The organism is Virgibacillus sp. MG-45 (assembly GCF_036409425.1).
Taxonomy (GTDB): Bacteria; Bacillota; Bacilli; order Bacillales; family Amphibacillaceae; genus LDC-1.
Map to the genome: position 1 here is coordinate 198,369 of NZ_JAXOFU010000006.1, position 11,737 is coordinate 210,105.

Annotated in this window: 9 protein-coding genes; 6 read left to right on the top strand and 3 right to left on the bottom strand. The window is 38.3% G+C overall.

Annotation, left to right across the window (positions count from 1 at the left end; all coding sequences use genetic code 11):
- Positions 1-114 precede the first annotated feature (114 nt).
- Positions 115-1,362, top strand: a complete 1,248-nt coding sequence (locus SPK86_RS08815; protein ID WP_330949131.1) for an aminopeptidase — start codon at positions 115-117, stop codon at positions 1,360-1,362.
- Positions 1,363-1,429: 67 nt separating this feature from the next.
- Here the strand turns inward: SPK86_RS08815 and recQ are convergent, their stop codons facing one another.
- The gene (gene recQ, locus SPK86_RS08820) at positions 1,430-3,574 is read right to left on the bottom strand and encodes a DNA helicase RecQ (protein ID WP_330949132.1); all 2,145 of its coding nucleotides are present in this window, start codon (positions 3,572-3,574) and stop codon (positions 1,430-1,432) included.
- A gap of 679 nt (positions 3,575-4,253) precedes the next feature.
- On the opposite strand from recQ, the gene SPK86_RS08825 reads away from it, so the two are divergent.
- Positions 4,254-6,104, top strand: a complete 1,851-nt coding sequence (locus tag SPK86_RS08825; RefSeq protein WP_284140185.1) for a cation:proton antiporter — start codon at positions 4,254-4,256, stop codon at positions 6,102-6,104.
- 30 nt (positions 6,105-6,134) lie between these two features.
- On the opposite strand, the gene SPK86_RS08830 is transcribed toward SPK86_RS08825, so the two are convergent.
- The gene (locus tag SPK86_RS08830; RefSeq protein ID WP_330949133.1) at positions 6,135-6,320 is read right to left on the bottom strand and encodes an SE1832 family protein; all 186 of its coding nucleotides are present in this window, start codon (positions 6,318-6,320) and stop codon (positions 6,135-6,137) included.
- Positions 6,321-6,443: 123 nt separating this feature from the next.
- Here SPK86_RS08830 and SPK86_RS08835 point away from each other — a divergent pair, with 123 nt between their 5' ends.
- On the top strand, positions 6,444-6,650 hold the full coding sequence (locus SPK86_RS08835) for a hypothetical protein (RefSeq protein WP_330949135.1): 207 nt from the start codon (positions 6,444-6,446) through the stop codon (positions 6,648-6,650).
- Between the two features lie 33 nt (positions 6,651-6,683).
- Complete coding sequence (locus SPK86_RS08840; RefSeq protein WP_330949136.1) at positions 6,684-7,295, top strand: GNAT family N-acetyltransferase; 612 nt, start codon at positions 6,684-6,686, stop codon at positions 7,293-7,295.
- Positions 7,296-7,381: 86 nt separating this feature from the next.
- On the opposite strand, the gene SPK86_RS08845 is transcribed toward SPK86_RS08840, so the two are convergent.
- A complete protein-coding gene (locus tag SPK86_RS08845; protein ID WP_284140182.1) occupies positions 7,382-8,464 on the bottom strand; it encodes an AI-2E family transporter in 1,083 nt (360 codons plus the stop codon).
- A gap of 202 nt (positions 8,465-8,666) precedes the next feature.
- On the opposite strand from SPK86_RS08845, the gene SPK86_RS08850 reads away from it, so the two are divergent.
- Together SPK86_RS08850 and SPK86_RS08855 are read left to right on the top strand one after the other, a co-directional pair.
- Positions 8,667-10,403 (top strand): phospho-sugar mutase, encoded by a 1,737-nt coding sequence (locus SPK86_RS08850; RefSeq protein WP_330949137.1) that lies wholly within the window; start codon positions 8,667-8,669, stop codon positions 10,401-10,403.
- 407 nt (positions 10,404-10,810) lie between these two features.
- Positions 10,811-11,584: a TerC family protein gene (locus SPK86_RS08855; protein ID WP_330949138.1), complete on the top strand. Its 774-nt coding sequence runs from the start codon at positions 10,811-10,813 to the stop codon at positions 11,582-11,584.
- Positions 11,585-11,737: the final 153 nt, after the last annotated feature.

Genomic DNA, 11,737 nt, shown 5'->3' on the forward strand with positions numbered 1-11,737 from the left:
AATCAGGGAAAAGGAATAGCGTGGAGGAAGGAGAAAAGATAGTTGGTAATTTAGCCGATTTGTGGAATAATAACGTTATACAAAAAACGAAATAATATTATTGGAGGTTTCATAATGGTTGATGTAAGAACGCAAGAGAAATATGCTGAATTGGCGCTCCGAACCGGAGTGAATTTGCAAAAAGGGCAGGCATTAATGATTAATGCACCTATAGAAGGAGCCGATTTCACGAAAATTGTTGTTAGAAAAGCATGGGAGCTTGGTGCAAAGGATGTACATATTAACTGGGTAGACGATGAACTCACGTTATTAAAGTATGAAAATGCGCCAGACGAAGTAATTGCGGATTATCCAGAGTGGAAGGTGTTACTACACGATACGTTTGCAGAGGATGGAGCGGCAGTGTTAAACATTCGTTCTACAAACCCAGATTTGTTAAAGGATATTGATCCAACAAAAGTAGCGATGGCTAATAAAGCAGCAGCTTTAGCAATGGTTAACTTTCGAAAGTATACGATGAATGATCGTATTACATGGTCTATTATTTCGATTCCAACCGGCGACTGGGCACAAAAGATTTTTCCAGATAAGTCTCGTGAGGATGCAATTGAAAGTTTATGGGACGCAATTGTTAAGATCGTTCGTGTCGATCAAGAAGATCCGATTGCGGCATGGGATAAGCATAATCAAACCCTCGCAACAGCACGCGAAATTTTAAACGAAAAGAATTACAAGAAATTAGTCTTTCGAGCACCTGGTACCGACCTTGAAATGGAGCTTCCAGAAGGTCATATATGGAAAGGTGGATCAGCAGAATCAGAGAAAGGAATTATTTTCAATCCGAACATTCCGACGGAAGAAGTATTCTCCTTACCACATAAATATGGCGTAAATGGAACTGTAGCAAGCACGAAGCCATTAAATTATGGAGGCAGCTTAATCGACAACTTTAGTTTAACATTCAAGGATGGGAAAGTAGTCGACTTTAAAGCAGAGCAAGGGGAAGATACATTAAAGCACTTATTAGAAACAGATGAAGGTGCTACCCGATTGGGTGAAATTGCACTTGTGCCACATGAGTCACCGGTATCACAGTCTGGTTTGATTTTCTATAATACATTGTTTGATGAAAATGCATCCTGTCATATTGCATTAGGAAAGGCATATCCTACGAATTTAGAAGGAGGCTCTTCCATGAATGAAGAAGAGCTTGATAAGCATGGTGTCAATGACAGTCTGACACATGTTGATTTTATGATCGGTTCTGAAAAGCTCGATATTGACGGTGTAAAAGCAGATGGTACAACAGAAGCTGTATTTCGAAATGGTACATGGGCATTAAATATAAAAGAAAAAAATTAAGCTGAAAAGGGCTTCCTAAAATTAGGAAGCCCTTTTGTAATAGACGCTTAACAACAATTTATGTTAGCTATTCTATCCAGCCATTTTTAACCAATACTGCTTTTATTTTCGTATAGTCATATTGATCGGGAAGTTTTTCGCGTAACGATTTTAAACTCGGTTCATCCAACTCTTTGTGCGCTTTTAATATCGTTTGCTCTTCTTCAGAGGTGAAAAAAATGTCCCAAGCAATTGGAAACCCCTCACGGAAGGCTTTAAATAGATGTCCTTCAATTGTCTGTTCGTTCATCTCTCGAATCATAGCAATTTCCTTAATAGATTTTCCGGATTGAAATAATTGATAGGAAACGAGGTGACTTGGTCGGTCATCAGCTGTGATAGTACGTTTTCGGACAGGTGCATTAATTTGAATGCTTGGCTTAACCGCTGGATTGTCACGACGCCAGTTTTGGATGACAGATAGGAAAGCAGCACCGTATTGCTCAAGTTTTTTCTCGCCGACTCCTTTAATATAAAGCATGTCCTCTGTTGTCTCAGGAATATAGCGGCTTAGTTCTTTTAAAGTTGCATCAGAAAAGAGTACATAGGGTGGTACCCCTTTTTGATCAGCAACTTCTTTGCGCAGCTTTCGAAGCGCCTCAAACAGGTCTGGGTAATAATCCTTTGCTTCTGTAGATGGAATAGGAGAAGTGAACATTGTTACAGATCGTTTTCCTTTTAGAACATCAACAGAATGCTTGTTTAATTTTAATGTAGGATATTTCCCATCCTCTGTAGCTAGGATATTTTCTGCAATAAGAAATTGAATCCGTTCGGTGAGCTCCTTTTCCGTATAAGCAGATAAAATACCATATGTAGTTAAGGAGTCTAACCGAAACTCTTTTAGTTTTTTATCTTTAGACCCCTTTAATACTTTTGCAGTCATCCCTACACCAAACCGTTCTCCCATCCGTTTTACACAGGAAAGAATCATTTGCGCTTCTTCTGTAATATCTGCTTTTTCCTGCCGTCCAACACAATTACTACATTTCCCACACGTTGTTTGTTCGGCATTCGTATCATGAAAATAGTCGAGCACATAGTTTGTTAAGCATCCATGTGTATGACAATAATTAACCATTGCTTGTAGCTTACGGTATTCATTTTGTTTTGCATGATCGTCCATCATTGATTGGTCAATTAAGAACTTTTGTAGCTGCACATCCTGGGAGGAGAAAAGAAGCAAACAATCACTTGCTTCCCCATCTCTTCCAGCCCGTCCAGCCTCTTGGTAATACGATTCAATGTTCATTGGCATTGCATAATGAATGACATAACGTACATTCGACTTGTCGATTCCCATGCCAAAAGCATTCGTGGCAATCATTATTGTTTTTTCATCATGGAGAAAAGCACCTTGTGCTTGTTTTTTATCAGGATCCGTCATCCCGGCATGATATTTTACAACAGCATGCTTTCGTTTACTTAATTGATCATGTAGATGATCTGCCTGTTTCCGAGTTGCGGTATAAATAATTCCAGATTCATTTGGATGTTCTTCGATAAAGGAACGAATGTAAGATAGCTTATCCTTTCCTTTAATAATATGAAATGCCAGGTTTTCACGTTTGAACCCAGTATTAATAACGTGCTTATCCTCAATTGTTAGTAAAGCTTGAATATCAGAAATAACCTCTTTTGTTGCTGTAGCGGTTAATGCCATATATACAGGTATATTTCGCAGCTTCTGTAATATCGGTACAATAGAACGATAGCTCGGGCGAAAGTCATGTCCCCATTGTGAAATACAGTGTGCCTCATCAAATGCAACTAATGAAATTTGAATCTTTTTTAGGATGGAAAGAAATCGAGAAGATTCAAATCGTTCTGGTGCTGCATAGACGAATTTATATTTTCCAGCAGCGATGTCTTGCATCCGAGCTTGCTGCTCTTCATTAGTTAACGAGCTATTAATATATGTAGCTGCAATTCCGAGTGCGTGTAAGCTGTCTACTTGATCCTTCATGAGTGATATTAAAGGAGAAATTATGATTGCAGTACCTTGCAAAATGAGTCCTGGTACTTGGTAACAGATAGACTTTCCGCCACCCGTTGGCATGACAGCCATTGTATTACGCTGCCCCATTACAAAGGAGATTACATCCTGCTGTCCTGGACGGAAGGATTCATAGCCAAAATAAGTTTGTAATATTTGTTCTTGTTGGCGTTTCATTTAGACGCTCCCTTTCTTCTTCCAATATCCTATCATATTTTGACAGGAACAACAGCAGGAGGGCAAAAGGAATTATAAAAATTTGCTAGCAAAGATATAATTACTTATTTTTAATAGAAAAGGATATAATGTGTAAAGGAAAGAAGTGTTTAAAATAACCGAAATATATGAGAAGGGAATGGGTATGGGTTGCCTAGCATCCTATTTTTTATCTTTGTTATTTTATATGGAATCGGTATCCACTTTTATATACGCAAAGATTACGACGAAAAGAAACAACTTACAAATAAGGGGTATGCTAAACTATTTAAAGCATTCGGACTTTTGCTTGTTCTTATTGCCATCTTTGTTTTTGTAATGGAATCTTTATAAAAACGAATCTATAATGCACGATAATGTAATATTGGATTTTTATTTTTCTCCTATTCTAGCCTAACGAAGCTAGAGGGAGTCCTTTTTTGGGAAAAAATAGGCTGTTGGAAGATAAATGTAGCCGATTATGAAAAAAATATTTTTGTAAGAGAAACTAATGACGGATATAGGTTTCTAGCAAAATCGTTTCAACGGAAAAAACAATTTCAGTTAATAACTGTTTACAATCTTATTTTTCCCATTTAAAATGTCTTTATATTTAAATGGAGGAGCTATTAACAAAATATGGATATGAAGGGAGCATGAGATGGTTCCATCACTTTTATTTGAAATTATGCTTATCGGCCTCTTAGGGATAGGGTCTCAATGGTTAGCCTGGCGTTACCGGTTACCAGCAATTGTAGTCATGTCAATTACCGGTTTATTAATCGGGCCAATATTAGGCTTTATTAATCCTGAAGAGGACTTCGGTAGTTTATATAGTCCAATTATTTCAGTAGCAGTAGCGATTATTCTTTTTGAAGGAAGCTTGAATTTGAATTTTAAAGAGCTTCGTGGACTAGGACGTCCAGTTTTCCGTATTTCAACGGTAGGAGCTTTTATTGCTTGGATTCTAGGATCATTGACTGCGCATTATATTGCTGGCCTATCGTGGGCTGTAGCGTTTATTATCGGGGGCTTGTTCATTGTAACCGGTCCAACTGTAATTATGCCACTTTTACGACAATCAAAGCTTAAGCCTCGACCAGCAAAGATTTTAAAATGGGAAGGTATTATTGTTGATCCAATTGGAGCGCTTTTAGCTGTCTTTGCATTTGAGATTATTGCCTTTTTAACGGCAAATGATCCAGATGGTACGAAGTTAATAATGTTCTTTATTGCTTCAATCTTTGCGGCGATCTTTGGTTGGCTTTGTGGTCGTGGGATTGGTTGGATGTTCGAAACAGGACATATTCCAGAATTCTTAAAGTCACCAAGTGTGTTTATCGTTGTGATTTTATGTTTTACGATTCCAGATACGATTGTCCATGAGACAGGACTTTTATCAGTAACCGCAATGGGAATGACACTTGCAAACATGGGGATTAGCTCTGTTGCCGACATGCGGCACTTTAAGGAGAATATCACCGTTCTTTTAATCTCCGCTATTTTTATTATGCTTACCGCTTCTTTACAAGTGGAAACCTTGTTGCAAATTTTTAGTCCGAGAATTATCGGGTATGTATTATTAATGATGCTAGCCGTACGTCCTTTATCGATATTCCTATCAACAATTGGCACGAATTTGACAACAAATGAAAAACTTCTTGTTGGCTGGATTGCTCCACGAGGAATCGTAGCTTTAACTGTGTCCAGTTATTTTGCTGGAATTCTATTAGATGCGGGTTATGAGGATGCCTCCATTTTAACAACCTTAACCTTTGGACTCGTATTCTTTACTGTATTGGCACATGGTTTCTCTATTCGATGGATGGCGAAAAAACTACATCTATCAATGGAAGGTAGACCAGGTACATTAATTGTTGGTAGTAATCGTTTTACAGTGGAATTAGCCAAATCACTTACAAAGTCAAATGCGCCAGTTATTATAGTCGACTCTTCATGGGAGCGACTACGTTGTGCGCGTGAAGGCGGTGTTCCTTTCTATCATGGAGAAATGCTTTCAGAGCAAACGGAATATCATTTAGATACAATTCCATATGAATATATGATTGCTGCAACAGATGACCATGCATATAATGCATTAATTTGTACCACGTTCATGCCAGAGTATGGTCGAACAAATGTCTTTAAAATTAGCCCTTACGATCAGATGAACGGGGGCGATGAAATGGTTTCAAAGGTGGCTGGCCGCTTGCTCTTTAGGCAAGATGTGACGATTGAAGATTTAAATGCCATGCTTGAAGCAGGATTTGTGTTTCGCCGTACGACATTAACAAGTCAATTTACGTATGCGCAATACAAAAAAGAAAAAGACGAGGCAACGGTTTTCCTTTATTTGATTAAACCTTCAGGTCAAATTAAGTTTTATTCTGAAGCTATGCGAACGGTTCCAGATTCGGGAGATGTCATCGTAAGTATTACACCACCAAGTAAGGAAATAGCCAAAATAAAAGCGAAGCTGGAAAATCAGCGCAATGGGAATGGAAACGAGTAAGGCAATTCGCCTTACTCGTTTTATAATGACTTAATCAAATGCCTCTAATTGTTTATATATATGAGCGATTTCCTTTTCTAGTCGAATAAGCTGAGCTTCGGCAGATGAAACTCTCCCACGCACATATTCTAACTTATCCATATCACTTTGAATGCGCACATAATCTGCTTTTAAATTATCTAGTTCATCCTGCAGCGCTGCTTTTGATTTTCCCATCTTTACTCACTCCCTTTAAATAAAGTGTAGCAACATGTTAGATCTTGTTCAACTTCTCATCCAAAAAGTATTTACAATGATTAAAAGATTGGTATAATCATGGAAACGTAAGGGGAGAAAATAATGGAAATTTCATGGGAGCAGTCTGTTCTTACTTTTGCAGAGCAAGTGGAGGGATTATTGTTACAAAAAGAGTCGTGTAATAATCTCATGCTTGGAATAATTGAAAGGCTGAAAGCGGAAAAAGAGTCTATTTGTGCCTGTTTTGGGGTTGTCGAGGAAAAAGGGCGAGTTATCTATGCGTTTATGCGAACTCCACCGAACCAATAGATAATAGCCGATGTAGCAGATGCTTCAGATGATATGATAGATAAAATTGTGCACTTTTTTTGGTCTCAAAAGCAGGATGTACCAGGAGTCATAGGTCCTGTCTCTTTAGCAACCCGTTTTGCCCAAACATGGGGGCGCCTTACCCGGCAAAAGGCAATCATACAGATGGAACAATTCATTTATCAGCTTGATAAGCTAGAAACTCCAGCTTTAGTGGAGGGAAGACTCGTGCTTGCTAAGGAGTGTGACCTGCCTTTAATCGCTAATTGGCTCTTTCAATTTGGAAAGGAAACCGGTATTCACACTACAAGAGAACAAGCACATACAACCGCACGGTATTTCATCGCAAAACAGTCTGCTTTCTTGTGGAAGGTAAATAATGACCCTGTTTGTATGGTAAACAATGCACGTACTACCCGAAATGGTGCGACGATTAATGCGGTATTTACACCAGACAAATTTAAGCGAAATGGCTATGCATCGAGTGCAGTTGCAGCCTTATCTGAACACCTGTTGAAGTGCGGAAAACAGTTTTGTAATTTATACACGGATTTAGCAAATCCCACATCAAATGGAATCTATCAAAAAATCGGCTACAAACAAGTTGGTGCATCGATTGTATTTCAGTTTCAAAGATCATCGTAGCTTATATAATAATGTCTACCTACAGTTTCCCATGAAAAAGCACGGATGGGAGCAACTTATTTTGCTTCTTCATCCGTGCTTTATTGTTAAATGAGACCATCCTTCTCGTTTTCCCTCGAGTTTAGATACGTATTATAAAAGTGAACAATAATCACCTTAACAACAGCGTAAAATGGTACCGCAAATAAAATACCTAGGAATCCTGCAATGCTTCCAGCAGCAAGGATGACCGTAATAATGGTTAAAGGATGGACACTTAACGCACGTCCCATCACATTTGGCGAAATGAAATTACTCTCAATTTGCTGTGCAATGAGCATAATTAAGGATACCCATACAATCATAAGCGGGTCTTGAAAAGCACCAACAATGAGCGCTGGGGCAACGGCAATAAATGGTCCTAAAAAAGGAATTACATTCATGACCATAGCAAACAAGGTGAGTGTTAAAGAATATTGCAAATTAATTATTTGATACCCAACGAACAAAAGAAGGCCGATACAAAAGCTAACAATCAGCTGACCTTGGATATAAGCTGTTAACGTATCATCAATCTTTCCAAGTAATTGACGAATATTCTCTGCTTTCTTTTTACTGAAAATTTGCGTAACAAAAGGAACGAGTTTTTCGCCATCTTTTAGCATGAAGAAAAGGAAAAACGGAATAAGCACTAATGCTGCGACAATGCTAATTAACTGCCCGATAAATCCAAAAATATAGTTTAGCACTGCTTCAATATGGGATTGTAAATTATTCATAAAATCATTTATTGCTTGGTTTACTTCATCCGGAATAATCGTTTGATTTGTTTGCCAGTAAAAAATCAACTCCTGTGCCCAATCGACCATTTTCGGGATATTATCAACGAGATTTGCAAATTGGACTTGTGTAATTGGCACAATATACATAGAAACAAGTGTACCGAGTAAAATCAAAACGACAAATACAAGTAAAATGGAAAACGGACGCTTTATTTTAAATCGTTCAAAAAAATACATTAAAGGCTTTGTTAAGTAATATAAAATTCCTGCACCAACGAAAGGAATCGCTACTGCACCAATGTATTTAAAAATAGGATCAAATATAAAATTCGTTGCTGAAATAAGCAAGATTAGTAGAAAGACAAGTATAAAGAATACCAGCGTTTGAAACCAGCGTTTATGAACCAAAGTTTTCCCTACTTTCCTAGTGTAATCTAATATTTATAGTTTAACGGTTGTAAGTCTAAAGTGGAAGGACGTTTTGAATATTTATTTTATCATTGTTTCCGGCAATCGTTCATTTAAAACCCTTTTAGAATCCCCTGTTAGAATAATTTAGCGAATTATGCTAGAATTTGAGCATATATAAACATTTTGGAGGACACATAGGATGAGGAATTGGGAATTAGCGTTGGAGAAGTGGGAAGCATTCAAACAGCTTGATCCAGCCTTACGAACACAATTAGATAATCTAGCTGGTAATCGGGAAGCTTTAGAAGAGGCTTTTTATAAAGAACTTACGTTTGGAACAGGTGGAATGCGCGGTGTGCTTGGTCCGGGAACGAATCGTATGAATATTTATACGGTGCGAAAAGCAGTAGATGGGCTTGCTCGATTTTTACTTTTTGAATGTGTAAATGTCAAGGATCGAGGTGTAGTCGTTGCCTACGATTCTCGCTATATGTCTCAGGAGTTTGCTGTTGAAACAGCAAAAGTACTTGGAGCTTATGGGATTAAAGCATATGTTTTTGAGTCGTTACGTCCGACACCATTATTGTCATATGCTGTCCGTTATTTCGGAGCAGTAGCTGGGGTTATGATTACTGCTAGTCACAACCCACCTGAATATAATGGTTTTAAGGTCTATAATGAAACTGGTGGACAAATGGTGCCACAGGAAGCAGATAAGGTTATCGCAAAAATCCAGGAAGTAGAAAATGAATTATTGATTCCGGTAGTAGAAGCGGAAACGTTGGAAGCCGAAGGGCTGCTATATTGGATTGGTGATGAGGTAGATAATGCTTATTTAGATCAGCTAGCACTAATCTCAAAAATGAAGCCGACTGAGATGGAGGAGTCGAAGGATCTTGGCATTGTTTTTACGCCACTTCATGGAACAGGACATCACCTCGTTATGCGTGGTTTGGAGCAATTGCATTTTGAAAATGTTAACGTTGTAGCAGAACAAGCGGTACCTGATCCTGAGTTTTCAACGGTCGATTCCCCTAATCCTGAGGAACATCAAGCGTTTGCAATGGCTATGAAACAAGGGATAGAGCTTCAGGCAGATATTCTTCTTGGGACGGACCCCGATGCAGACCGTTTAGGGGTAGCAGTAAAAGATCAGACGGGATCCTATAAGGTGCTTACCGGAAACCAGCTCGGTTCCTTGTTAATTGATTATATTCTTTCACATACGGAACCGGTCTTATTAAAGAATGGACGCGTGCTTAAAACGATTGTAACAACGCAATTCGGTCAAGCAATCGCTAAATCCTATGGGGTAGAAACGATGGATACGTTGACAGGTTTTAAGTATATTGCCGAAAAAATCCGTCATTTCGATGAGACTGGTGAAACCTTCATGTTTGGCTTTGAGGAAAGCTATGGCTATTTAATTAGTAGCTTTGTACGTGATAAGGATGCGATTCAAGCAGCAGTTATGGCTTGTGAAATGGCTCATTATTGGAAAAAGAAAGGAAAGACATTATTAGAAGCACTTGATTTATTAAAAGAAAAACATGGGTATTTCTTAGAAGGTATGTCTTCGCTTACGCTAAAAGGAATTGAAGGCTCGCGTCAGATCGCACATATCATGGAATCTTTTCGCAAGGAAAAGATAACCAATATTGCTGGCCTTACAATTGAGAATGTTGAGGATTACCTTGCAGGCGAACGCAATAATTTGATAACAGGTAGCATAGAAGAAATTGAGCTTCCAAAGGAAAATGTGTTGAAATTTAATTTGGAAAACAACAGCTGGGTTTGTTTACGCCCCTCAGGAACTGAACCGAAAATAAAGTGCTATTATGGTGTTTGCTCGACGAGTAATGAAGAAAGTGAAGCATCACTAGCTAAATTAAAAAAAGAAATGGATGAGCAGATTCAAGCGCTTATTAATGCATAAAATTGATTGTTCCGGACAAATTAAAGGAAATTGGATATGGTAAAGGTTAAAAAAGATTTGACAAGTTTCCTGTGAAAATGGTTTAATAAGATTATTATATTCCTAAAGGGGAGTAGCTGGACAGTTTAAGTCGTCATTACGAGAGAAATCTCCGGCTTATTCTGGCAACGGACGTTGTTAGCGAGACCTTTACCATGGATGGTAAAGGTCTTTTTTGATGGTCTTTACCTATCGGTGGAGACCATTTTTTATTGGTTTAATATGCACTTGTTACGGGGATTTGTTGGATAGATGGCTGGTATTAGTAGGAATTGTGGGATTCATATTAATTATTAACCTCACTATCACTTTAATCAACTGTATTAGTGTCGTGCTTAAGCCATAATGACGAAGGAGAGAAAGATAACATGGATGTACAATTACTTGTAGAGTATTTATGGGTACTGGTCGTATTAATCGGTCTTGAAGGTCTCTTGGCTGCTGATAATGCATTAGTGCTAGCAATTATGGTAAAGCACCTGCCAGGTGAACAACGGAAAAAAGCGTTATTTTACGGGTTGTTAGGAGCCTTTATTCTGCGCTTTGGATCGTTATTTATCATTTCGTTCCTTGTAGACGTTTGGTGGGTACAAGCATTAGGTGCTGCCTATCTTTTATTTATGTCTATTAAGCATTTATATGACAAGCTTTGGAAAAAGGAAAAAGAAAAAAGTACAAAAGAAGCTGCTGGCAGTGGTTTTTGGATGACAGTAGCAAAGGTAGAATTTGCGGACCTTGCTTTTGCTGTTGATTCTATTTTGGCTGCAGTTGCTTTAGCTGTTGCGTTGCCAGCAACAGGGCTTGGTCAAGTTGGAAGCTTAGATACAGGACAATTTCTCGTTGTTTTAGCAGGAGGAATGATCGGGCTAATCATTATGCGTTTTGCGGCAAACGTGTTTGTAGAATTACTTAACAAGCGTCCTGGCTTGGAAATTGCTGCGTTTGTTATTGTCGGTTGGGTCGGGGTTAAGCTAGCATTAATCGTATTTGCTCACCCAGACATTGCTTTGATTCCATATGGTTTCCCACATTCGACAACATGGAAGTTGATTTTCTATACAGTACTTGTTGGAATCGCAGTTGTTGGTTGGTTTCTTTCTGGAAGAGACAGCAAGAAAAAAGTACAACAACAAGATTTATAAATTCCAAGCGAATTACTAATGTATGGACCATTTATGGTAGGACTGGACAAGTTCTAGATGAAACCAAGAAACGGACGCTTTTTGCGTCCGTTTTTTATTTACTGGTTTTAAAACCACAGGCTCTGCCTGTGTGAGAATTCAACTTGTAGAGTT

Coding starts and splice junctions, on each gene's coding strand:
- SPK86_RS08815 (WP_330949131.1), top strand. CDS start 115: ATGGTTGATGTAAGAACGCAAGAGAAATATGCTGAATTGGCGCTCCGA.
- recQ (WP_330949132.1), bottom strand. CDS start 3,574: ATGAAACGCCAACAAGAACAAATATTACAAACTTATTTTGGCTATGAA.
- SPK86_RS08825 (WP_284140185.1), top strand. CDS start 4,254: ATGGTTCCATCACTTTTATTTGAAATTATGCTTATCGGCCTCTTAGGG.
- SPK86_RS08830 (WP_330949133.1), bottom strand. CDS start 6,320: ATGGGAAAATCAAAAGCAGCGCTGCAGGATGAACTAGATAATTTAAAA.
- SPK86_RS08835 (WP_330949135.1), top strand. CDS start 6,444: ATGGAAATTTCATGGGAGCAGTCTGTTCTTACTTTTGCAGAGCAAGTG.
- SPK86_RS08840 (WP_330949136.1), top strand. CDS start 6,684: ATGATAGATAAAATTGTGCACTTTTTTTGGTCTCAAAAGCAGGATGTA.
- SPK86_RS08850 (WP_330949137.1), top strand. CDS start 8,667: ATGAGGAATTGGGAATTAGCGTTGGAGAAGTGGGAAGCATTCAAACAG.
- SPK86_RS08855 (WP_330949138.1), top strand. CDS start 10,811: ATGGATGTACAATTACTTGTAGAGTATTTATGGGTACTGGTCGTATTA.